This window comes from Ornithinicoccus hortensis (assembly GCF_006716185.1).
In the GTDB taxonomy this organism is placed as follows: domain Bacteria; phylum Actinomycetota; class Actinomycetes; order Actinomycetales; family Dermatophilaceae; genus Ornithinicoccus; species Ornithinicoccus hortensis.
In genome coordinates this window covers 2144647-2166964 of the sequence record NZ_VFOP01000001.1, presented here as the reverse complement: position 1 = coordinate 2166964, position 22318 = coordinate 2144647, and the positions used below count along the sequence as shown (strand labels likewise).

Annotated in this window: 23 protein-coding genes; 10 read left to right on the top strand and 13 right to left on the bottom strand. The window is 71.9% G+C overall.

Features of this window, described 5'->3' with window-relative positions:
• The gene (locus FB467_RS10095; RefSeq protein ID WP_141784981.1) at positions 1-1959 is read left to right on the top strand and encodes an alpha/beta-hydrolase family protein; all 1959 of its coding nucleotides are present in this window, start codon (positions 1-3) and stop codon (positions 1957-1959) included.
• Between the two features lie 14 nt (positions 1960-1973).
• Here the strand turns inward: FB467_RS10095 and FB467_RS10090 are convergent, their stop codons facing one another.
• The gene (locus FB467_RS10090; RefSeq protein ID WP_194288325.1) at positions 1974-2549 is read right to left on the bottom strand and encodes a hypothetical protein; all 576 of its coding nucleotides are present in this window, start codon (positions 2547-2549) and stop codon (positions 1974-1976) included.
• Positions 2549-2818 (bottom strand): DUF2277 domain-containing protein, encoded by a 270-nt coding sequence (locus FB467_RS10085; RefSeq protein WP_141784980.1) that lies wholly within the window; start codon positions 2816-2818, stop codon positions 2549-2551. Before FB467_RS10085 ends, FB467_RS10090 begins: the two co-directional genes overlap by 1 nt.
• 100 nt (positions 2819-2918) lie before the next feature.
• Between FB467_RS10085 and FB467_RS10080 the strand changes: the two genes are divergently transcribed.
• Complete coding sequence (locus FB467_RS10080; RefSeq protein ID WP_211350590.1) at positions 2919-3782, top strand: sulfurtransferase; 864 nt, start codon at positions 2919-2921, stop codon at positions 3780-3782.
• A gap of 36 nt (positions 3783-3818) precedes the next feature.
• On the opposite strand, the gene dusB is transcribed toward FB467_RS10080, so the two are convergent.
• Complete coding sequence (gene dusB, locus FB467_RS10075) at positions 3819-5045, bottom strand: tRNA dihydrouridine synthase DusB (RefSeq protein ID WP_141784979.1); 1227 nt, start codon at positions 5043-5045, stop codon at positions 3819-3821.
• Positions 5046-5248: 203 nt separating this feature from the next.
• Here dusB and FB467_RS10070 point away from each other — a divergent pair, with 203 nt between their 5' ends.
• Genes FB467_RS10070 through FB467_RS10060 form a run of 3 tightly spaced genes read left to right on the top strand, consistent with a single transcriptional unit; the run spans position 5249 to position 8492 of the window.
• Positions 5249-5920: a TetR/AcrR family transcriptional regulator gene (locus FB467_RS10070; RefSeq protein WP_141784978.1), complete on the top strand. Its 672-nt coding sequence runs from the start codon at positions 5249-5251 to the stop codon at positions 5918-5920.
• Complete coding sequence (locus FB467_RS10065) at positions 5917-6837, top strand: ABC transporter ATP-binding protein (RefSeq protein WP_141784977.1); 921 nt, start codon at positions 5917-5919, stop codon at positions 6835-6837. Before FB467_RS10070 ends, FB467_RS10065 begins: the two co-directional genes overlap by 4 nt.
• Entirely contained in the window at positions 6834-8492 is a 1659-nt protein-coding gene (locus FB467_RS10060) for an ABC transporter permease (protein ID WP_228393240.1), read from the top strand. Before FB467_RS10065 ends, FB467_RS10060 begins: the two co-directional genes overlap by 4 nt.
• Here FB467_RS10060 and FB467_RS10055 read toward each other — a convergent pair.
• The 8 genes from FB467_RS10055 to FB467_RS10020 form a co-directional block, all read right to left on the bottom strand.
• Positions 8382-8903: a GNAT family acetyltransferase gene (locus FB467_RS10055; protein WP_244932739.1), complete on the bottom strand. Its 522-nt coding sequence runs from the start codon at positions 8901-8903 to the stop codon at positions 8382-8384. The genes FB467_RS10060 and FB467_RS10055 overlap by 111 nt on opposite strands.
• A gap of 157 nt (positions 8904-9060) precedes the next feature.
• Positions 9061-9729, bottom strand: coding sequence for an FMN reductase (locus tag FB467_RS10050; protein ID WP_141784975.1), 669 nt, complete (start codon positions 9727-9729; stop codon positions 9061-9063).
• A complete protein-coding gene (locus tag FB467_RS10045) occupies positions 9726-10859 on the bottom strand; it encodes an LLM class flavin-dependent oxidoreductase (protein WP_141784974.1) in 1134 nt (377 codons plus the stop codon). Before FB467_RS10045 ends, FB467_RS10050 begins: the two co-directional genes overlap by 4 nt.
• 81 nt (positions 10860-10940) lie before the next feature.
• On the bottom strand, positions 10941-11438 hold the full coding sequence (locus FB467_RS10040) for a DUF1648 domain-containing protein (protein WP_141784973.1): 498 nt from the start codon (positions 11436-11438) through the stop codon (positions 10941-10943).
• An 18-nt stretch (positions 11439-11456) separates the two neighbouring features.
• Positions 11457-13079, bottom strand: a complete 1623-nt coding sequence (locus tag FB467_RS10035; RefSeq protein ID WP_141784972.1) for a hypothetical protein — start codon at positions 13077-13079, stop codon at positions 11457-11459.
• The gene (locus FB467_RS10030; protein ID WP_141784971.1) at positions 13076-13621 is read right to left on the bottom strand and encodes a SigE family RNA polymerase sigma factor; all 546 of its coding nucleotides are present in this window, start codon (positions 13619-13621) and stop codon (positions 13076-13078) included. Before FB467_RS10030 ends, FB467_RS10035 begins: the two co-directional genes overlap by 4 nt.
• 120 nt (positions 13622-13741) lie before the next feature.
• Complete coding sequence (locus tag FB467_RS10025) at positions 13742-14965, bottom strand: alpha-hydroxy acid oxidase (RefSeq protein WP_141784970.1); 1224 nt, start codon at positions 14963-14965, stop codon at positions 13742-13744.
• 33 nt (positions 14966-14998) lie between these two features.
• Positions 14999-15319, bottom strand: a complete 321-nt coding sequence (locus tag FB467_RS10020) for a putative quinol monooxygenase (RefSeq protein ID WP_141784969.1) — start codon at positions 15317-15319, stop codon at positions 14999-15001.
• A 121-nt stretch (positions 15320-15440) separates the two neighbouring features.
• Here FB467_RS10020 and FB467_RS10015 point away from each other — a divergent pair, with 121 nt between their 5' ends.
• The 4 genes from FB467_RS10015 to FB467_RS10000 all read left to right on the top strand — a co-directional run bounded on the left by FB467_RS10015 (position 15441) and on the right by FB467_RS10000 (position 19570).
• Entirely contained in the window at positions 15441-16220 is a 780-nt protein-coding gene (locus FB467_RS10015) for an IclR family transcriptional regulator (protein ID WP_141784968.1), read from the top strand.
• Between the two features lie 145 nt (positions 16221-16365).
• A complete protein-coding gene (locus FB467_RS10010) occupies positions 16366-16893 on the top strand; it encodes a hypothetical protein (RefSeq protein WP_228393238.1) in 528 nt (175 codons plus the stop codon).
• Between the two features lies 1 nt (position 16894).
• Positions 16895-18460, top strand: coding sequence for a GMC family oxidoreductase (locus tag FB467_RS10005; protein WP_141784967.1), 1566 nt, complete (start codon positions 16895-16897; stop codon positions 18458-18460).
• A gap of 138 nt (positions 18461-18598) precedes the next feature.
• A complete protein-coding gene (locus FB467_RS10000) occupies positions 18599-19570 on the top strand; it encodes an AEC family transporter (RefSeq protein ID WP_141784966.1) in 972 nt (323 codons plus the stop codon).
• 129 nt (positions 19571-19699) lie between these two features.
• On the opposite strand, the gene map is transcribed toward FB467_RS10000, so the two are convergent.
• Both map and FB467_RS09990 read right to left on the bottom strand, forming a co-directional pair.
• Entirely contained in the window at positions 19700-20479 is a 780-nt protein-coding gene (map, locus tag FB467_RS09995; RefSeq protein WP_141784965.1) for a type I methionyl aminopeptidase, read from the bottom strand.
• A 25-nt stretch (positions 20480-20504) separates the two neighbouring features.
• Entirely contained in the window at positions 20505-21908 is a 1404-nt protein-coding gene (locus FB467_RS09990) for a glycine--tRNA ligase (protein ID WP_141784964.1), read from the bottom strand.
• 39 nt (positions 21909-21947) lie between these two features.
• Here FB467_RS09990 and FB467_RS09985 point away from each other — a divergent pair, with 39 nt between their 5' ends.
• Positions 21948-22271: a DUF6703 family protein gene (locus tag FB467_RS09985; protein WP_141784963.1), complete on the top strand. Its 324-nt coding sequence runs from the start codon at positions 21948-21950 to the stop codon at positions 22269-22271.
• Positions 22272-22318 lie beyond the last annotated feature (47 nt).

Sequence of the window (22318 nt, the reverse complement as noted above, 5' to 3'; positions counted from 1 at the left end):
ATGTTCTCCCGACGACCCCACGCCCTGCTGCTGAGCCTGCTCGCGGCCCTCACCGCCACGGTCCTGACCCTGGTCGCGACCCCCGCCGTCGCCGGCGCCGAGCGGACGCCCGCCGGGCGGGCCGTGCTGGCCCTGGCCAGCGGCACGGGCACGGAGGCGCTGGCGGCGGTGCCCGCCGACTTCGCCGACGTGATGGGCTACCACCCCGTCCTGGAGGCCGGCGAACTGGTGCGCGCGGACGGGGACTGCTCCTCACCGGTCCCGCTGCCGCCGGCGTTCGAGCCCGCCTGCCGCCAGCACGACTACGGATACGACCTGCTCCGGTATGCCGGGGCGACCGGTGCCCCGCTGGGCACCTGGGCCCGCACGTCGGTCGACGGCCTGTTGCGGGATCGGCTCGACCGGCTGTGCGCGGGCACGTCGTCGGTGGGGTCGTGCGGACCCAACGCCCAGATGGCCGCCACCGCCGTAGAGCTGAACTCGCTGCGCCAGGGGCAGGGGGTGCCCGACGAGAGCCTGGTGACCGGGGCGGCACTCGCCAGCAGCGCGTTGGGGCTGCTCGGGATGACCGCTGTCGTGCTCCCCGACCGGGTGGTCCGCCGACTTGCCGGCGGCGCCCGGCGACTCTCCGGCGGGGCCCGGCGGCTCCTCAGCAGGGTCCGGCGGCTCGCGGGGCTCGTCCGGGTGTCACCCCCCACCGTCGGGGCGACGGTGCTCGTGACGGGGGCCGTCCTGCTGTCCCTGGTGCCTTCCCTGTTGCCCCGGCCCGTCCTCGTGCAGGGCCCCCTGACCGGGGTGCTCGTGGCGCTGGCGCTCCTTGCCGCTTGGCTGGTCGGCCGGGTGCGCCGGTGCGTGACCGGCGGTCTAGCGCACGCGCAGCTGCACCCGCACCCGGACCCGCGGCCGGGGACGACGCGGGGCCGCTGGCTGGCCCTGTCGGTCGGGGTCGCGGTGGTCCTCGCCGGTGTGGTGTGCGCCGGGCTGCTGCTCGCCGATCAGGCCGGGACGGTCGGCCTGGCCGCACCCGCCCCGACGCACTGGCCGGTGGTGGCCGCGCTGGCCGGCGGCACGGCGTCCGGACTCGTGCTCCTGGGCCGCGGCGCAGCCTGGGCCGTGACCCGGGTCAGGGCCCTGCGGGTCGGGGTGCGGCTGACCGCCCTCGGCATTGGCGGCGCCGTCTCGCTCGCGGCCGCTCCGGCGGGCGGCGGGCTGCTGGACCTGCTGGACAAGGACCTGGACCCGGGACACGTGATGCTCCAGGAGTCCCCGGTCGGCGCGGGGCGCACCTACGTCACCTACGACGAGGAGTCTGACCCGGAGGCGGCCGCCGCGCTGGCTGCCGACCGGCTCGTCGCGGACGGCGGGCTGGAGCGGGAGGCCGTGGTGGTGATCGTGCCGACCGGGAGCGGCTGGGTGAACCAGCACGCGGTCGCCGCCTTCGAGGCCCAGTTCGGGGCGGGCGTGGCGACCGTGGCCGTGCAGTACGACGAGTCCCCGAGCTGGCTGAGCATGCTCACCGCCCGGTCCACCAGCGAGAGCTCCGCCCACGCGGTCGTGGCCGCCGTGGCGGACCGGCTCTCGACCGTGCCCGAGGACCAGCGGCCCGCGCTCTACGTCGCCGGGGAGTCACTCGGGTCCCTGGCGGGTCAGGCCGCGCTCGCCGACCCCGCCCTGGCCGACCGGACGTGCGGCGCCCTGTGGAGCGGCGTCCCCGGGGGCGGCTCGCTCGGGCTGGCCGGTGAGCGGTCGCTGGCCAACGCGGACGACCCCGTCGTCCACCTGACCCCCGGGACCGCGACCTCCCGTCCCGAGGACTGGGGAGGACAGGTGTGGCTGCCGGGCATCAGTTACGGCACGACCGTGCTGGACCTGGCCACTTCGCTGGCGCCGGAGGCCGGCCACGGTCACCGGTACGGCCCCGAGCAGGACTGGACGCTGCCCACCTGCGACGCGAGGTGACCGGGACGGTCACCTCAGCCGGCGGCCTGCTCGCTGTTGGCGGGGCGCCCGAGATCGCGCCCGGTGTCCGCGCTCCGTCGCCCGGTCACGGTGGCCAGGGCACGTCCGACCGCCGCCCCGACGACGGGTCCGAGCGGGCGGACCGGGACGTCCCGGTAGCCGCCCTTGGCCAGGTCGGCCTGCCGCTCGAAGAAGCTGCGGGCCGCGCGGTCCCCGGTGCGCAGCCAGGACCAGCCCATCGACGCGGCATACAGGGGCAGGAAGGGCAGTCCCAGGCAGGCCATCCACTGTCGGCTGTGGGCCGCCTCGTGCTCGATCAGGTGCGGCCTGCGCGAGACGAGCTTGGCGAGGTCGTGCCGGCTGATCACCACGTCCCCCACGGTGAACGCGCTGCCCGTCGGGAACCCCCACCGGTAGTGGTCGGCCAGGTAGAGCAGGTCCGGGCCGGTCCGCACCTGCGCCCCGCCGGCGCGGGCGATGGCCAGACCCAGCGGGGTGGACAGGTTGAGCCAGTTCAGCAGGTGCCGGATCCGGCTGGCCCGGGTGACCTCCTCCGGTGGTGTGGCACGGAGGGCAGCGATCCCGGTCATCAGCTGGCGAACCGCTTGGCCGAGCGTTCCTTGGCCTTGGCCGCCTCGACCTCGCGGTCCTTGGGCGGGGCCGTGGTCACGAGCGAGTCGATCAGGTCCTGCGTGGCGTGCTCGATGACGTGCACGGCGTGGTCGAACGCCTCCTGGTTCGCCTGGGACGGCTTGGTGGCGCCGCTGACCTTGCGGACGTACTGCAGCGCGGCGGCCTGCACCTCGTCGGAGGTGGCGGGCGGCTCGAAGTTGTTCAGTGGGCGGATGTTCCTGCACATGCCTCCACCCTCGCATTCCTGGGTGACAGGCACCAGTCCTGCCGTATCGTCAGCAGTGCACGCGCCCGGTGCGCCCCGCACATCCGAAGGAGATCCCCCCGTGTCCGACCTGCTAATCGAGCCGGCCGAGCTCAACGAGCTCCTGCGGAACGGTGATCCGGACACCCCGCTCCTGGTCCTGGACGTCCGGTGGGCGCTGGGCCGGGACCGCGCGGCCAACGAGGCGGAGTACCTGGCCGGGCACATCCCCGGCGCGGTCTTCCTGGACCTGGACAGCGCCCTGTCCGGGCAGGTCAAGGAGGGCGGCGCGGGCGGTCGCCACCCGATGCCGACGCTGGCCGAGGCCACCCGGGCGTTCCGTGCCGCCGGCATCAGCGACGAGCACGAGATCGTCGTCTACGACGCGGCCGACTCGGTCGCCGCCGCCCGCGCCTGGTGGTTGCTCACCTACTTCGGCAAGGACGAGGTCCGGGTGCTCAACGGTGGCTACGCCGGGTGGGTGCGCACCGGCCACGAGACCACCACCGACGTCCCCGAGGTGTCCCCCGGCGACATCGTGCTGACGCCCGGTGGCCGACGGTTGCTGGACGCCGACGGCGTCGAGCACTACCTGGACCGGCACCAGGTGGTGGACGCCCGGATGCCCGAGCGGTTCCGGGGCGAGCAGGAGCCGGTCGACCCCGTCGCCGGGCACATCCCGGGGGCCATCAACATCCCGGCGCTGCGTAACGTGGACGCCGACGGACGCTTCCTGCCGCCCGACGACCTGGAGCTGCGGTTCACCGCGCTGGGGATCCAGGGCGACAAGCGCACGGCCGTCTACTGCGGGTCCGGGGTCCAGGCCTGCCACATGGCGCTGGCCATGGAGATCGCCGAGGTCGGACACTACGACCCGGCCGTCTACATCGGCTCCTGGAGCGACTGGATCACCGACCCGGACCGCCCGGTCGAGACCGGCCCCTGACGACCCACGTCAGGACGGGTCCGTGGGACGGCTCCCTCAGCCCCCGTCGACCGAGAGCTCGGCCTGCAGGACGGAGGCCTGCTGGGCCTCGTCCAGGTCGCGGGTGCGCAGCCATCCGTCCGGGAGCGCCACGACCCGGGACGAACCGGCCCGGCCGCGGGGCCCGTCGCTAGCCTCACCCGGCCACGGCTGGGACAGGTCCAACCCGCCGATCAGGTCGTCCAGGGCCGTCAGGGAGTCCACCAGCCCCAACTGGTGACGCAGGTTGCCACCCACCGGGAACCCCTTGAAGTACCATGCGATGTGCTTGCGGATGTCACGGCAGCCGTGGTGCTCGTCGTCATGGAACTCCACGAGGTACTCCGCATGCCGCCGCAGGGTCGCCGCCACCTCGCCCAGCGACGGCTGCACCCGGGCCTGCGACCCGGCGAAGGCGGCCGCGAGGTCGGTGAACAGCCAGGGCCGGCCTAGGCAGCCGCGACCGACGACCACGCCGTCGCAGCCAGTCTCCCGGACCATCCGGATCGCGTCCTCGGCCGACCAGATGTCCCCGTTGCCGAGCACCGGGATCGAGGTCACGGCCCGCTTGAGCTCGGCAATCCGGGACCAGTCGGCCTGGCCCGAGTAGGCCTGGGCGGCCGTGCGGGCATGGAGCGCCACGGCGGCCGCACCCTCGCCCTCGGCGATCCGTCCCGCCTCGAGGAAGGTCACGTGGTCGGAGTCGATCCCGACCCGCATCTTCACCGTCACCGGCACGTCATACGGGCTCGCCTCCCGCACCGCGGCGGAGACGATCCCGCGGAACAGCTCGGTCTTCCACGGCAGCGCCGCTCCCCCGCCCTTGCGGGTCACCTTGGGCACCGGGCAGCCGAAGTTCAGGTCGATGTGGTCGGCGCGGTCCTCGCTGACCAGCATCCGCACGGCCGCGCCGACGGTCGGCGGGTCGACGCCGTAGAGCTGGATGGAGCGCGGCGCCTCGTCCGGGTCGTGCTCGATCAGACGCATCGAGATCGGGGTCCGCTCGACCAGCGCCCGGGAGGTGATCATCTCGCTCACGTACAGCGAGGTCGCGCCCGTCGCGCCGCCGGCGGCCAGCCCCTCCGCGCCGTACTGCCGGCACAGCCTGCGGAAAGCCCGGTTCGTGATGCCCGCCATCGGCGCCAGCACGACCGGGGAGTCGATCGTGTGCCGTCCGATCCGCAACGGCGGAAGGACGGGTTCGGCTGCGGTCTCGCTGGACCCGGGGGCGGTAAGCGTCGTCATCTCGTCCCCGATTGTCGCAAACTCCCCCGCCTCGCCGGGAATCCTCGCCCAGCCGGCTACGGCCGGCTGCAGGATTATCGGGTGACCCGGTAATCCTGCGCTTCGTAGCAGAACCTTCCCGGTCGATAGCGCCAGCTTCCGGGGTGAAGGCGGTGGAAGCAAACCCATCGACAGCGACTGAACAGACGTTTAGACTATTGAACATGAGTTCAGCCAGCACGACGGCGGTGCAGGGCGACCTGACGGCACGGGCCAGGATCAGGGACGCCGCGATCCGCCGGTTCGCCGAGGACGGCATGGGCGCCTCGCTCCGGTCGATCGCCACGGACGCCGGTGTCAGCGCGGCGCTGATCCTGCACCACTTCGGGTCCCGGGCGGGGCTGCGCCAGGCGTGTGACGACTACGTGCACAGCGAGGTCGTGCGGGCCAAGAGCTCGGTCCTCCAGCAGACCGGGGCGGGGAGCGCCCTGCTGGTCGAGCTCGCCGGCGTGGAGGGCTACGCGGTGCTGGTCGGCTACGTGCTGCGGGCCGTGCAGGCGGGCGACGACTTCACCGCGGAGCTCGTCGAGGGGATGGTCCGGGACACGCTGACCTACCTGGAGGAGGGCGTGCGGGCCGGGACGGTGCGCGCGAGCCGGTTCCCCGAGGACCGGGCCCGAATGCTGGTCAACTGGTCCCTGGGCAGCCTGCTGCTGCGGATGCCCACCCCGAAGGGCCGCCTGGACCTCGCCGCCCTACCGGCCACGCTGCGCCGCTACATCGAGGAGCTCATGGGCCCGGGGCTGGAGATCTTCACCGAGCCCCTGCTGACCGATCCCTCCCTCCTCGAGACCTACCTGACCTACCACGACAGCACACCCGAGGAGACACCATGAGCGACCTCGCCATCGAGGTCACCGACCTCACCAAGTCCTTCGGCACCACCCGCGCCCTCGACGGTTTCACCCTCGCCGTGCCGACCGGGACGGTGGTCGGCTTCCTCGGCCCGAACGGCGCCGGCAAGTCGACCGCCATCCGGGTGCTGCTGGGCATGCTGCGCGCCGACTCGGGCCGGGCCACCGTGCTCGGGCTGGACCCGTGGAGCGACGCGGTGCGGGTGCACCAGCGGATCGCCTACGTGCCCGGCGACACCAACCTGTGGCCGGGCCTGACCGGCGGCGAGATCATCGACGTGCTCACCCGGCTGCGGGGCGGCACCCGGGGCGCGACCGACCAGCGACGGGCCGAGCTGATCGAGCGGTTCGAGCTCGACCCGACCAAGAAGGCCCGCACCTACTCCAAGGGCAACCGGCAGAAGGTTGCCCTGGTGGCGGCCCTGTCGACCGAGGCCGAGCTGTTCCTGCTGGACGAGCCGACCTCGGGGCTGGACCCGCTGATGGAGGCGGTGTTCACCGAGGAGGTGCAGCGGCTGCGCGGCGATGGCCGGACGGTGCTGCTCTCCAGCCACATCCTGGCCGAGGTGGAGAAGCTCTGCGACACCGTGACCATCATCCGGTCGGGACGGGACGTCGAGAGCGGCACGCTGGCCCAACTGCGGCACCTGACCCGATCGACCGTCGCCGCCACGACCGAATCCGACACCACGTCCCTGGCCTCGGTCGAGGGCGTGCACGACCTGACCCACGACGGGTCGGCGCTGCGCTTCCAGGTCGACGACGCCGCGCTCCCCGCCGTGCTCCCCCGGCTCGGCGCGCTGGGGGCGGCGCACCTGACCATCACCCCGCCGTCCCTGGAGGAACTCTTCCTGCGGCACTACGGCGACGACCTCACCGACGGGACACCAGCGGCATGACGACGACCGCCCCCGCGCAGCAGCGGACGAACGCCCGACACCGCCCGGACGCCCCTGCGGGCCGCTGGGCAGGCACGGCCGGGCTGCTGCGACTCTTCCTCCGGCTGGACCGGACCCGGATCCTGATCTGGGCGCTGGCGATCGCCGGCACGCTGTGGGTGACCGTCGCGTCCCTGGAGGTGGCCTATCCCGACGCGGCGGCTCGGCAGGCCCGCGCCGCCCTGATGAGCAACCCGTCGGCCGTGATGATGTCCGGACCCGCTTTCGGCCTGGACGACTACACCTTCGGCGCGATGGTCGCCAACGAGATCAGCCTGACCGTGCTGGTGGCCACCGCCCTGATGGCGATCCTCCTCATGGTGCGGCACAGCCGCGCCGAGGAGGAGTCGGGCCGGATGGAGACCCTTCGGGCGCTGCCGGTCCACCCGGTCGCCCCGCCGACCGCGGCGCTGCTGACGGTCGCCACCGCCACACTGGTCGTGGGCGCGGCCTCCGCAGCCGTGCTGGTCGCCACCGGTCTGGCCGTTGCCGACTCCGTCGCCTTCGGGCTCGGGATCTCGCTCACCGGGATGGTCTTCGGCGCGGTCGCCGCCGTGACCGCCCAGGTCACCGAGCACGCCAGGTCCGCCAGCGGGATGGCGATGGCTGTCCTCGGGGTGGCCTTCCTGGCCCGCGGGGTCGGCGACATCATCGAGCCGACCGGGTCGTGGCTGTCCTGGCTCTCCCCGATCGCCTGGGCGCAGCAGACCCGTCTCTACGTGGACCTGCGCTGGTGGCCTCTGCTCCTGCCGGTCGCCCTGATCCTGCTCCTCCTGCTGGCCGCCGTGGCCCTGACCCGCCGCCGTGACCTGGGCGCCGGGCTCCGGGCCCCACGCCCCGGGCCGGCCACGGCGAGGCCCGGACTCACCTCGGTGCCCGGCATGGCCCGGCACCTGCTGCGCGGCTCCGCCCTCGGGTGGGGCACCGGCCTGTTCCTGTTCGGCATCGCGATGGGCTCCCTCGCGACGTCCCTGGAGGACGCGCTGGCGGACCTGCCGGAGGAGGTCGCCGTCATGCTGGCCGCCGATCCCGACTCGATGACCGGATCGTTCGCCGCCGTCATGCTGTCCTTCCTGATGATCGGGGTGATGGCCCAGACCGTCGGCGCGGTGCTGCGGCTGCGGGCCGAGGACGACGCGGGCCGGGCCGCGCTGCTGCTCACCGCGGGCGCGTCCCGCACCCGGCTGTCCCTCGGCTGGGCCGGCGTCGTGGCCATCCACACGGTCCTGCTGACCCTCGCCGTCGGCGTCGGGGTCGGCACCGGGGTAGCGGTCGCCGAGTCGGACGCCGGCTGGGTCGCGACGGTCACCGGGGCCTCCCTGGCCTACCTGCCGGGGATGCTGGCGGTCTCGGCCCTGACCGCGCTGCTGGTCGGCGCCGCACCGAGGTGGGCCGGGCTCAGCTGGCTCGTGGTGCTCTACAGCGTGGTCGTCGTCTGGTTCGGCCCCATCCTGCGGCTCCCGGACTGGGCGATGAAGCTCTCCCCCATCGAGCTCACGCCGTCCCTACCGACGGACTCCCTCGCCTGGGCCCCGCTCGTCGGGCTGGGTGCCGTCGCGGTCGTCCTCGGGGTGCTGGCCCTGGCCGGATTCCGTCGCCGGGACCTGCTCGCCTAATCGGAGCCGGCGCCCCAGCACCGTGACGTCGGACACCTCGTAGCCGAGGCCCTCGTAGAACCCGAGGGCCCCGACGTTGTCCCGGCGCACCATGAGCTGGATCTTCGGTATGCCGTGCCGGTGCACCCAGTCCTCGCACGCGGCCATCATGTGCCGTCCGAACCCGCGGCGTCGGTGCGCCGGGTCGACCGCCAGGTAGTACACCCACCCTCGGTGGCCGTCGTGACCGACCATGGCGGTGGCCACCAACCCGGCGCCGTCCAGGTAGCCGCCGAGCACCGTGGATTCCGGGCCCTGCAAGGCCCGCCGCAGGTCAGCGCCGGCGTCGTTCCACGGGCGGGTCAGTCCGGCAGCCTCCCAGAGGGCCAGGGCGGCCGCGTGGTCGGCGGATGCCAGGGCACGGATCTGCATGGACCCGACTGTAGGCGGTCGCTGGTGGAGTCGGCGCCATGCACGTTGGGTCATGCAGTATGCGTCGCAGGACACTCAACCTGCATGGCCCGACGGGGACCGCCGAGCAACGACCGCAGTGCCTACCCGTGAGCGCCGCGGTCCGTGGGCGCCGCGGTCAGCTCTCCCCGCGCAGCAACTTCGCGAACGGGGTGATCGCGGCGTCGTCCAGCTCGTCGATCCGGCCGACCTCGTCGACCGCGGGCGCGGTGAACCCGGCCACCGCACCCCCGGTCGCGACGAGGCGCTCGCCGAGCTCGGCAGCGGCCCGGGCGATCCGCCGGTCCAGGCCCTCTACGCCGTCCCGGCCGGCGCCGTCGCCCCCGAAGTCCTCGGTGGCGGCGAACACGCCGGTCGGCACGACCTGCGCCCGCAGGTAGCTGAACAGCGGTCGCATCGCGTAGTCCAGCACCAGCGAGTGGCGCGCGGTGCCCGCCGTGGCCGCGATCAGCACCGGTGTGCCGGTGAGCGCACCCGGGTCGAGCAGGTCCACGAAGGACTTGAACAGGCCCGAGTAGGAGGCGGTGAAGACCGGCGTCACCGCGACCACCGCGGCGGCACCCGAGACGGCGGCGAGCGCGTCGCGCAACCGGGCGGACGGCATACCGGTCACCAGGTGGTCGGCGATGTCCCGCGCCAACGGACGCAGCTCGACCACCTCGACGTCCAGGCCCTCGCCGCGGGCGGTGACCTCGCGGGACACCGCCCCTGCGATGCGGTCGGCCAGCAACCGCGTGGACGACGGCTGGCTCAGGCCACCGGAGATGACGACCAGTCGACGGCTCATCGGGACCCCTCCTCCACCTCGACCCGGGCCGGGCCGAGCGCGGCGTTCGGGTGGTCGATGCCGGCCTTCACCAGCGAGGCGTGCGTGGGCGGGTCGGAGGGCACGTGCGCGGGACGGCGCGCCTCGAACTCCCGACGCAGCACCGGGACCACCTCGCTGCCGAGGATCTCGATCTGCTCCAGGACGGTCTCCAACGGCAACCCGGCGTGGTCCATCAGGAACATCTGGCGCTGGTAGTCCCCGACGGCGTCGGCGAAGCCGAGGGTGCGCTCGATGACCTGCTGCGGGCTCCCCACGGTCAGCGGCGTGTCCCGGGTGAACTCCTCCAGCGAGGGCCCGTGCCCGTAGACCGGGGCGACGTCGAAGTAGGGGCGGAACTCGCGGACCGCGTCCTGGCTGTTCTTGCGCATGAACACCTGGCCGCCCAGCCCCACGATCGCCTGGTCGGCGGACCCGTGACCGTAGTGCTCGAACCGGCGGCGGTAGAGACCGACCATCCGGGCGGTGTGCTCCATGTTCCAGAAGATGTTGTTGTGGAAGAAGCCGTCCCCGTAGTAGGCCGCCTGCTCGGCGATCTCGGGGCTGCGGATCGAGCCGTGCCACACGAACGGCGGCACGCCGTCGAGCGGCCGCGGCGTGGAGGTGAAGCCCTGCAGCGGGGTGCGGAACTTGCCCTGCCAGTCCACGACGTCTTCGCGCCAGAGCCGGCGCAGCAGGTGGTAGTTCTCCACCGCCAGGTTGATGCCCTGCCGGATGTCCTTGCCGAACCACGGGTAGACCGGGCCGGTGTTGCCGCGGCCCATCATCAGGTCGACGCGGCCGCCGGCGAGGTGCTGCAGCATCGCGTAGTCCTCGGCGATCTTCACCGGGTCGTTGGTGGTGATCAGCGTCGTCGCGGTGGAGAGCTGCAGCGTGGTCGTCTGGGCGGCGATGTAGCCCAGGAAGGTGGTCGGCGACGACGCGAAGAACGGCGGGTTGTGGTGCTCGCCCGTGGCGAAGACGTCGAGCCCGACCTCCTCGGTCTTGAGCGCGATCTCGACCATCGCCTGGATCCGCTCGGCCTCGGTCGGGGTCCGGCCGGTCGTCGGGTCCATCGTGATGTCGCTGACGCTGAAGATGCCGAACTGCATGGTTGCTACCTTCCCACGGATCGGCTCGCGCACCGATCGGTTGATTAAACTTTCAATCACATAACGGAGGTGCTCGCGCGTTCATTCCCGCGGTCGGTAGCGGACCGTCATCATGCGGTAGACCTGCAGGCTAAGGACCAGGAGGTAGGCGCACAGCAGCGCCCACACGCCCCACCCGAGCCCCGGCTCCTCCTGGTATGCCGTCAGTCCGGTGAGCAGCAACGTGCCCCCGAGCAGGGCGAGGGTGGCGGCACCCATCGCCAGGACGTCCTCGGCCAGCATCCCGCGCAATCGCTCCAGCCGGGCCGGCTCGGCCGTCCACCACTCCTTCTGCCGCGGTGGCAGGTTGATCAGGGCTGGCGAGACCCGACGCACCCCCGCCGCGAGGAGGAGGAACACCAGGGCCACTCCGCCCACGACCGCCCCCATCTCCAGGACCGCCCGGGTGCGGTCGACCCAGCGGTCGGGATCCCCGCCCACCCCGAAGTGGATCGGCACCCGGTCCGGGAGCACGAACCAGCCGAGCACCAGCAGGACCAGGCACGCGCCGGCGCTGATCCAGAACGCGAGGCGGGCCACCCCACGAGTGTAGGGAGGTCAGGGGGTGTAGAGCGGCCGGATCTGCACGAGCTGCTGGCGGTGGTCGGTGATGATCGTGACCAAGGCCTCGCGGCCGGCAGCTGTCTCGTCGTAGAGCCATTTCATCAGCTGCACACAGTCGGTGACTTCCAGGCCGACACCCGGCTCCTGCGAAGTGTCGTGCAGCAGGCACTGGGTGCTGTCGGTGAGGTGGTAGGTCGCCAATTGCGAGGGCTGCGCCCCCTCCGTGCCGACCGGGGGGTCATCGGGACCGTAGACGCGCAACAGCAACTCGGAGTGCGTGTCGGCACCGCTGACCACCTGCGCGTCCAGGGTCTGCACGTCGAAGATCTCGGTCTCCGTGGCCAGTTCCGACATGCGATCGGTGAGCCGGTCCAGCTCCTCGGTGCTGTCCGCCAGGGTCAGGCTGGTCACCAGCGTCCGGCCGCCCTCCGTCTGGGTGTCGATCCAGTAGGACGTGGGCCAGAACTCCTGGCCGTCGGCACACGTGGCGATCCAGTACCTCCACTCCCCGACGAATCCGCCCTCCCCGGCCTGCCAGCCGCCCTCGCGGGCTCCCTCCCGCACGGTGACCGCGTTCTCCGACGGCGACTGACCGGGCCAGTCGGGGTCGGCGTAGCACGGCACCTGCCCGTCGGCGGGCTCGAAGAAGTCGGTCGCCGCCGGCCGGGTCTCCTCGGTCAGACCGGTGGTGACCTCCAGTCCCTCGCACGGCATGGTCGGGTCGGTCGACGCGCCGTCGGGCACCAGGCAGGTGACGAACAACCCTTCGGCCGGTGAGCCCCGATAGACCGCGACCCACCCCTCCGGGACGGGGATCGTCACGCCACCGCCCAGCGGCACCACGCCGGCAGCCCGCTCGGCGGTGGGAGGTTCCACCGGCGAAGGAGTATCGGTGTCGGGCCGTGCCGGCAGCCCAACCAGGAGGGTCCGGGCGTCCGCGGAGACCTGCAGGGAGACCCGGCCCTGCGCCAGGCCGGACATCCAGAAGTCCTCCGACTGCTGCACGTGGGCCGGGCACCCGATGTCGTTGGTGAAGACCTCACCGATGGTGAACTCGCCGCCGCCCCCGACGAGCGCGGTCTGTCCGGCGAGCCCGCCGCAGTCCTCGATCCGGAGGGTCAGTCCCGTGCCGTCCGCGCCGGCGAACTCCAGCGAGGTCTCAGCCGACGCTCCGACCACCGTCTCGACCGGCGCGAGACCTCCCGCGAGCGCACCACCGAGCACCCAGCTGCGGTCCACGACGTCGTCCACCTCCGCCGGTCGGAAGTCTTGCTCGACGTCGGGTGCGCCGGTGCCGTCCTGGTAGAAGACCATCGTCGCCGCGGTGCCCCCCACCGCGGGGCCGTCCGTCGGCCCCGCAGGAACCGGATCCGACGGCGCGTCACCGGCAAACGGGCCGATGGCGAACGCCAGCACCAGGGCAGCGGCCGCGGCCACGGCGGCCAGCCCGCTGGCCAGGCCCCACCTCACCCGTCGCTGGCGCTCCTCGGCGGCCTCCCACGCGGCGGACGCGAAGTCCCGCGGACTCCGCACGTCCGAGGCCTCCTGGAGCAGGGTCCCGATCCGGGTCTGCGGGGTGCCCGAGGGTTCCAGGCTGTCGTCCCGGTCGGTGCTCATCGTCCCGCTCCTCGCTGTGTGTCCGGCCCGGTCGCGTCCTGACGGGCGCCCCGCTCCTCGACCCACTCCGTGCCCAGCACGTCCCGCATCCGGGCCAGCGCCACGCTGGTCTGGCTCTTCACCGTGCCGACGCTGACGCCGAGCACCTCCGCCGTCTGCTCCTGGGTGAGGTCCTCCAGGAAGCGCAGGACCAGCACCGCACGCTGCTTCGGGGTCAGTTCCTGCAGGGCCGCCCGGACGTCGGCCCGGTCCTCCCAGGCGGGGCCGAACTGCATACCGCGCGGTTCGGGCACCTCCTCGGTGACCGTCTCCAGCCTCGTCCGGCGCCACCGGGTGATGTTGTCGTGGTAGAGGATCCGCCGCACGTAGGCGTCCGGCCGGTCACCCCCGACCCGCGACCAGTGGCGCGCCAACTTGACCAGGGCCTCCTGGAGGAGGTCCTCGGCCTGGTGCACGTCGCCGCACATCAGGACGGCGATCCGCAGCAGGTGGGCCTGGCGGCCGCGCACGTATGCCGCGAAGTCGGGATCGACCTGCGCCATCACCCCTCCTCGCGGTCACCGTGGGCGGACCTGTTGCCCGTCCCTACCTGGTGAACCCAGTGTGGCGGGCAAACCGTTGGGGCGGGGGCGAAATCGCCCGGCCGCGGAGCGGTGTCGGACTCAGGCGGCGCGGAGCAGGGCGTGCGAGCCGTCCAACGCATCGACGCCCGGCACCCCGAGCAGGTGCAGCGTGCGCCGCAACTCGGCCTCGTAGACCGCGATCGTCTTGGCGACGCCCCGCCGGCCCCCGGCCATGAGTCCGTAGAGGTAGGGCCGGCCGACCAGGGCGGCGCGGGCGCCGAGGGCGACCACCGCCGCGAGGTCGGCGCCGGTGCGGACCCCCGAGTCGATCAGGACCTCGGTCCGGTCCCCCACGGCCTCGGCCACCCGCGGGAGCAGCTCCAGCGGGGTGGGTGCCCGGTCCAGCTGGCGCCCACCGTGGTTGGAGACGACCAGCGCCTCGGCCCCGAGCTCCTCGACGGCCCGTCGCGCGTCGGCGACGCTCTGGATGCCCTTGACCACGATCGGCCCGTCCCACCACTCCCGCAGCGGGGCGAAGTCGTCGACGGTGACGGCGGGGTCGAACAGCCGGTCGATGAGCGCGCTGTGCGCCTCCGGCTCCCCCGCCTGGAGGGTCGCGAACTCCAGCGGCTCGGTGGTCAGCAGGTTGGCCCACCACTGCGGCCGGCGGGAGATGTCCAGCAACGTCCTCGGCGTGAGGGTCGGCGGGATCGTCAGCCCGTTGTGCAGGTCCCGGACCCGCTGCCCCACCACCGGGGTGTCGACCGTCACGACCAGCGCCCGGTAGCCGGCGTCCTTGGCGCGACGCACGAGCTCGCGGGTCAGGCCGCGGTCCCGCATGAGGTAGAGCTGGAACCACCGGGTCCCGTCACCGGAGGCGGCCGCGACGTCCTCGATCGAGACGGTGCTCATGGTGGTGAGCGCGTAGGGGATGCCGGCCTCGGCCGCCGCCGCGGCGACCGCGGCCTCCCCGTCGTGGTGGCTCAACCGGGTGAAACCGGTCGGTGCGAGCACCAGCGGCAGCGCCGAGGGGGTGCCGAGGATCGTGGTCGACGTGCTGACCTCGTCGAAGCCGGCCAGCGCCGCCGGCGCGAACTCGACCCGGTCGAAGGCGGCGCGGGACCGGGCCAGGCTCACCTCGCCCTCCGCGGCGCCGTCGACGAAGTCGAAGACCGCGCGGGGCACCCGGCGTCGGGCCGCCTCCCGGAGGTCGGCGACCGTGTGGCACCGGGCCAGCCGGCGTTCGACCGGGTCGAGCGGCACCGGCTGCATCTGCAGCAGGGGACGCAGTTCGGACCACCTCGGCAGCGAACGCTTGGTCATCCGGCGATGCTAGATGAGCCGTATGCCGGCCGTTCAGCCGACCTGGAGCTCACCCATCTCGTCCCATCCGTCGCCGTCGATCTGGCGGGAGATGATCTTCGGGGTCGCCGCGAGGTACTGCGGGAAGTCCTGCTGCATCTTGGCGAAGTGCGCCGAGTTCACGTGGGGGCCGGCCCCGTCGTCGGTGAACGCCTCGACCAGCACGTACTCGTTCGGGTCCTTGACGCTGCGCGACCACTCGAACCACTTGTTCCCGTCCTCGGCCAGGGTGGCGTCGGTGAACTCGGCGACCAGGTCGGGCCACTGGTCGGCATACTCGGGCTTGACGGGGAACTTGACGACGATGAAGTACATCGGGGGTCCTTTCGCTCGGGTCCTGCCAGGCATCCAACCCGATGCCCGGCCCGGGTGCACGCCCGGGTCGTCCCGGTTTTCACAGGATGAGAACGCCCGGCGGGACTGCAAGGATGGCGGCATGACGCCCACCGAGACGGAGCGAGCGAGCCTGATCCAGCGCGCGGTCACCGTCCTGGAGTACGTCGCGGAGTCCGGGGGCTCCGCGGCCCGCGACATCGCCAGCGCCACCGACCTGCCGCTGCCGACGGTCTACCGGATCGCCCAGGAACTGGTGCAGGTCGGCTACCTGGTCCACCTGCGCGAGGAGAAGCGCTTCGCGCTGGGCTACAAGCTGCACAAGCTGGGCGCCCGGCTGCACGAGGACCTCGGGGTGCCCCGCGAGCTGAAGCAGGAGATCGCCCGGCTGCACGCCGACACGAAGATGGCCGCCTACCTGGCCATCCACCGGGGTGCCGACTTCGTCGTCGTCTTCGTCGCCGACTCCCCGGAGTGCCCCAGGCTGGAGCCGATGGAGTTCGGCTTCCACGAGACGCCGCACGCCACGGCCTTCGGCAAGCTGGGGCTGAGCGAGTACACCACCGAGCAGCGCCGCTCCTACCTGGAGCCGCACCAACCGCACCGGCTGACGCCCTCGACCATCACCGACCCGGACCGCCTCGACGAGGCGCTGCGCGAGATCGCCGCGGAGGGGATCGCCTGGGAGCACGAGGAGTTCCAGGTCGGCACGGCGTGCGCCGCGGTGCCGATCCGGGCCGACGACGGCCTGTTGATCGGCTCCGTCGCGGTGTCCGCCCCCGTCTCCTGGTACGCCGGGCAGCGTCGACACATCGAGCACCGGCTGCGGGCCTGCGCCTCCCGGGCCGGCCGGGTCTACCGGCTGGGCCACCGACCCCGCTGAGCGGGACCGCGGCATACGGGATGGCGACGGGACGCGCCGGAGTCGTTCTCACGACGCGAGAACCAGCCCTACCAGCACCGGCGGGGGCGTCCCTACGGTGAGCCCAGACCGGCCCGTATGCCGTTCGAACTGCAAGGAGGCAGTCGTGGGCTATCCCGAGAAGTACCCGGCGAAGTATCCGCAGCTCAACGAGATGGAGTTCACGGATACCGCGCGGCAGATCCTGATCCGCATCCTCAAGGTGGCCTTCCCGCACGAGGGCTTCCCCGACGGGCCCTACGAGCGGCAGGCCGACCAGATCTTCGAGTTGGCCAACGAGTCGACCTGGTTCCGGATCAAGCTCACCCAGGGCATCGCCACGCTCAACGACCTCGCCGGCGGGTCCTTCCTCGAGCTGGACGACGACGGCGCCACCAAGGTGCTCAAGCGGGTCGAGCAGACCGACTTCTTCGGCTTCATCCGGCGCACCACGATCCTAAACATGTACGAGGACGAGGAGGTGTGGGAGGCGCTGGGCTACGAGGGCCCCTCGTTCGACAAGGGCGGCTACCTCGAGCGCGGGTTCAACGACCTGGACTGGCTGCCCGACCCCCGGATCGAGGAGAGCGGCGAGGACTTCGTCGACATCGTCTCCGACCTTCCCACCGCCCAGCACACGACGGAGGAGAGCTGACATGGCCGAGATCGCCAAGGACGAGGCAACCGTCGTCGTCATCGGGTCCGGCGCAGGCGGCGGCACCATGGCCTACGAGCTGACCAAGGCCGGGATCCCGGTCGTGGTCCTCGAGGCGGGGCCCTACCTGCGCAACGAGGACTACATGAACCTGGAGTGGGAGGCGTTCAACCAGATGGCGTGGTTGGACCCGCGCACCACCTCCGGCAGCTGGCGGGTGGCCACCGACTTCCCGAACCTGCCGGCCTGGATCGTCAAGGCCGTAGGCGGGACCACCACGCACTGGGCCGGCGCCACGCCCCGGTTCAAGGAGCACGAGTTCCGGGCCCGTTCGGTCTACGGCCGGGTCGAGGGGGCGAACCTGATCGACTGGCCGCTGACCCTGGCCGAGATGGAGCCCTACTACGACCGCGCCGAGCAGGCGATGGGCTCCACCCACCGTCACGGACGGCCGCCGCTGCCGGCCAACAACAACTACAAGGTGCTGGCCAACGGTGCCGAGAAGGTGGGGTACCGGCACTACGCGACCGGGCCGTATGCCACCAACGCCGAGCCCTACGACGGGCGGCCCGCCTCGGTGCAGGACGGCTTCAACTTCCAGGGCGACAAGGGCAAGTCCAAGTGGTCGACCATGGTCCGCGAACTGCCCAGGGCCCAGGAGACCGGGCTGCTGGACCTGCGCCCGGAGAGCCAGGCGGTGCAGATCACGCACGGCTCCGACGGCAAGGTCGACGCGGTGCTCTACCTGGACTCCGAGGGCAACCTGCACCGCCAGGCGGCGAAGGTGGTCTGCGTCGCGGGCAACTCGATCGAGACGCCCCGCCTGCTGTTGATGAGTGCCTCCTCGCTGTTCCCGGACGGCCTGGCCAACTCCTCCGGGCAGGTCGGACGCAACTACATGCGGCATACGACCGGGTCCGTCTACGCGCGGTTCGAGAAGGACGTGCGGATGTACCGCGGCGAGACCATGGCCGGCCTGGTGGCCGACGAGTCGCGGCACGACCCGTCCCGAGGCTTCGTCGGCGGCTACTACATGGAGACGCTGTCCCTGGGGCCGGCCTTCCTGGCCAGCTTCGTCGAGCCCGGGTCGTGGGGCAAGGAGTTCACCGAGCTGATGGACGCCTACGCCCGGACCGCAGGGTTGTGGATCGTCGGCGAGGACATGCCGCAGGAGTCCAACCGGGTCACCCTGAACTCCACGGTGCAGGACAAGTCCGGGCTGCCCGTGCCGGACGTGCACTTCGACGACCACCCCAACGACGTGGCGATGCGCGAGCACGCCTACGGCCGGGCCGACGCGATGTACACCGCGGTCGGCGCGGTCGGCACCCACCACACTCCCCCCTACCCGTCCACCCACAACCTGGGGACCTCGCGGATGAGCGAACGTCCCGAGGACGGCGTGACGGACAGGTGGGGCAGGGCCCACGATGTGCCGAACCTGTTTGTCTCCGACGGTTCGCTCTTCACCACCGGCGCTGCGGCGAACCCGACGCTGACCATCGTCGCGTTGGCCATCCGGCAGGCGGAATACATCGTGGACCAGCTCAAGGGCGGCAGCCTCTGAGCTGACCCGCGGTCGGGGGCGGCCACCTGGCGGAGCCGTCCCCGTCCGCGGGTGTGCCCGTCGTCCGCGGGCACCCCGGTCGACTAGGTGCAGCACCCCGGTCGGCCGCGGGCGCGGGCGTGCGGCGAGACTTCCCCGGTGGACATCCTGTCGGTGATCATCCCGTTCTTCGCGCTCGTGCTGATCGGCTACCTCGCGGCGCGCTGGCACGCCCTGCCGCTGGCCGCGGTGCCGGGTCTGAACACCTACGTCCTCTACTTCGCCCTGTCCGCCATGCTCTTCCAGCTCGGCGCCCGCACCCCCGTGGTCGACCTGCTCGACCCGACGCTGATCGGGCTCTGGGTGCTGTCCGGGCTGCTGGTGCTCTCCCTGGCCGTGGCCAGCGGGCTCCGTCAGCGGCTGGGGTGGCTCGACGCGTCGTTCGGCGGGCTCATCGCGGTGATGTCCAACTCCGGCTTCATGGGCGTGCCGCTGATCACCGCCCTGCTCGGCACCCGGGCGGCCGGGCCGATCATCACCACGTTGCTGGTCGACGTCGTCCTAATGCAGTCGATCGCGATCGCGCTGGCCCACCGGGGTCAGGCCGCCGCCGGTCCGGACGGCCGGGCCGGGCAGGGTGGCCGGGCGCTGCGGCGGGTCGCGACCAACCCGATGCCCTGGGCCATCGTGCTCGGCGCCGCCTGGGGTGCGAGCGGGTTGACCATGGTGCGCCCGCTGGAGGAGGTGGTGACGATGCTGGCGGCCTCCGCCACACCGGTCGCGCTGTTCACCATCGGCACCGTGCTGGCCCGCGAGCGGATGACCGCCGCCCAGCAGGGACGACGGCCGGCAACCTGGACCTCACCGGACGTCTACTGGTTGACCTCCTTGAAGCTCCTGCTCCACCCGGCGGCCGTCGGGCTGCTCGGGTGGCTGGCGATCCGGGCCGGCCTGCCGCTGAGCGGTGCGGCCCTGGGTGTCCTGGTGCTGACCGCCGCGCTCCCCTCGGCCGCCAACACCTCGATGCTGGCGGAGCGGTTCGGCGCCGACAACGGCCGGATCGCCTCGGTGATCCTGGTCTCGACGGTGCTGGGCTTCGGGACGTTCAGCCTGGCCGCCTCGCTGGTGTGAGCGGTCGCCGGCTGCCGGAAGGACGGTCCTGGCGCGTGCTTCACCCCGGAACCTGGCGCTTCGTCCCGGGAAGCTTCTCCTACGAAGCGCAGGATTACCGGGTGACCCGATAATCCTGCCGCCGAAAACTCAACCCAGCGGGAGGGTGGGGGCGGTGAGGACGACGGGGCCGTCCTCGGTGAGTGCCACGGTGTGCTCGCTGTGCGCGGCGCGGGAGCCGTCGGCGCTGCGCAGGGTCCAGCCATCGGCGTCGGTGAAGATGCGGTCCGTGCCGAGCATCAGCCACGGCTCGATCGCGATCACCAGGCCGGGCAGCAGCTTCAGCCCGCGGCCGGGGCGGCCGTCGTTGACCACGTGGGGGTCGCCGTGCATCTCCCGGCCCACCCCGTGGCCACCGAACTCGAGGTTGACCCCGTAGCCAGCCCCGCGGCACACGGCCCCGATGGCCGCCGACACGTCACCCAGCCTGCCGCCGACGCGCAACGCACCGATGCCCGCCTCGAGGGCGCGCTCCGTGGTCTCGATGAGGCGCAGGTCCTCCTCGCGCGGCTCCCCCACCACGAAGCTGATCGCCGAGTCGGCGACCCACCCGTCGATCGAGACCGCGAAGTCGAGGCTGAGCAGGTCCCCGTCGCGCAGCCGGTAGTCGTGCGGGAGTCCGTGCAGCGCGCCGTCGTTGACCGAGGTGCAGATGACCTTGCCGAACGGCATCGCCCCGAAGCTCGGGTGGTAGTCGACATAGCAGCTGGTGGCACCCGCCTGCGCGATGAGTTCGGCGGCGCGGGCGTCGATCTCCAACAGGTTGGTCCCGACGCTGGCCTCGTCACGGAGCGTGGCCAGCGTCTCGGCGACGAAGCGGCCGGCGGGCCGCATCGCCTCGATCTCGGCGGGGGTGAAGTGCTCGATCATCGCGTCGTCTCCCCCGCGGCCCGGCTCAGCACCCGATCAGCCGCTGCGCCAGGTAGCCCTCGACCTGGTCCAGGGAGACCCGCTCCTGGCCCATCGTGTCGCGCTCCCGGATGGTGACCGCCTGGTCCTCCAGGGTGTCGAAGTCCACGGTGACGCAGAACGGCGTGCCGATCTCGTCCTGGCGGCGGTAGCGGCGCCCGATCGCACCGGCGTCATCGAAGTCGACCATCCAGTGCTTGCGCAGCGCGGCCGCGAGGTCCTTCGCCTTGGGCGTGAGGTCGGCGTTGCGGGACAGCGGCAGCACGGCGACCTTCGTCGGGGCCAGCCGCGGGTCCAGCCGCAGCACGACCCGCTTGTCGACCCCGCCCTTGGTGTTCGGCGCCTCGTCCTCGGTGTAGGCATCCACCAGGAACGTCATCAGCGACCGGGACAGGCCGGCTGCGGGCTCGATCACGTAGGGGGTGTACCGCTCGCCGGACGCCTGGTCGAAGTAGGTGAGGTCCTGCCCGGAGTGCTCGCTGTGCGACTTCAGGTCGAAGTCGGTGCGGTTCGCGATGCCCTCGAGCTCGCCCCACTCCGAGCCGGCGAAGTTGAACCGGTACTCGATGTCGACGGTGCGGTCGGAGTAGTGCGACAGCTTCTCGGCCGGATGCTCGTAGTGGCGCAGGTTTTCCCGGTTGATGCCCAGGTCGACGTACCAGTTGGTGCGCTCGTCGATCCAGTACTGGTGCCACTCCTTGGCGGTGGAGGGCTCGACGAAGAACTCCATCTCCATCTGCTCGAACTCACGGGTCCGGAAGATGAAGTTGCCCGGCGTGATCTCGTTGCGGAAGCTCTTGCCGGTCTGCGCGATCCCGAACGGCGGCTTCTTGCGCGCGGCCCCCATCACGTTGGCGAAGTTGATGAAGATGCCCTGCGCGGTCTCCGGGCGCAGGTAGTGCAACCCGGTCTCGTCCTCGATGACGCCCAGGTAGGTCTTGAGCATCATGTTGAACTCGCGCGGCGCGGTCCAGGCCCCCTTGGTGCCGCAGTTGGGGCAGGCGACGTCGGCCAGGTCGACGTCGTCGGGGTTGATCTCCTTGCCCTTCTTGGCCGCCTTGTCCGCCACCGCCTCCTGCAGGTGGTCGGCGCGGAACCGCTTGTGGCAGGACTGGCACTCGGTCAGCGGGTCGGAGAAGGTCCCCACGTGCCCGGAGGCGACCCAGGTCTGCTTCGGCAGGATGATCGAGGAGTCCAGACCGACGACGTCGTCGCGGGACTGCACCATCGCCTTCCACCACTGCCGCTTGATGTTGTCCTTGAGGGCCACGCCGAGCGGCCCGTAGTCCCAGGCCGATCGCGTCCCGCCGTAGATCTCACCGCACGGGAAGACGAACCCGCGGCGCTTGCAGAGACTGACGACGGTATCAACGGTTGAAGTGGCTGCCATGGCGCAGAGTTTACGTGCGCCGGGAGATACCCTCGGAGGGTGCCCGACCCGACACACTCCCCCGAGCCCTACCAACACCCGACCGGTGTGCGCGCCGCCGTCGAGAAGGCCAGCATGCCCGCCGTCTCTGCCCTGGCCCGGCTGCCCCAGTGGGTGCCCTCGCTGGTGATGATCGCGCTCATCCTGGTCGGTGGTTTCGTCGCCGGCCCGGTCGGCCTGGTGCTCGTGGGCCTGGCACTGCTCGCTCTGCTGTGGTTGCTCTACCTGTCCTGGCCGCACCTGACCCCCTCGATGCGCCTGATGCGGGTGGCCGTGCTGGCGCTCGTGCTTGCGGTGCTGGCGACCCGGTTCATCCCGAACTGAGCCCGCGCGCCCGGACCCTCGGGCCATTTTGACAATCATTCTCATTC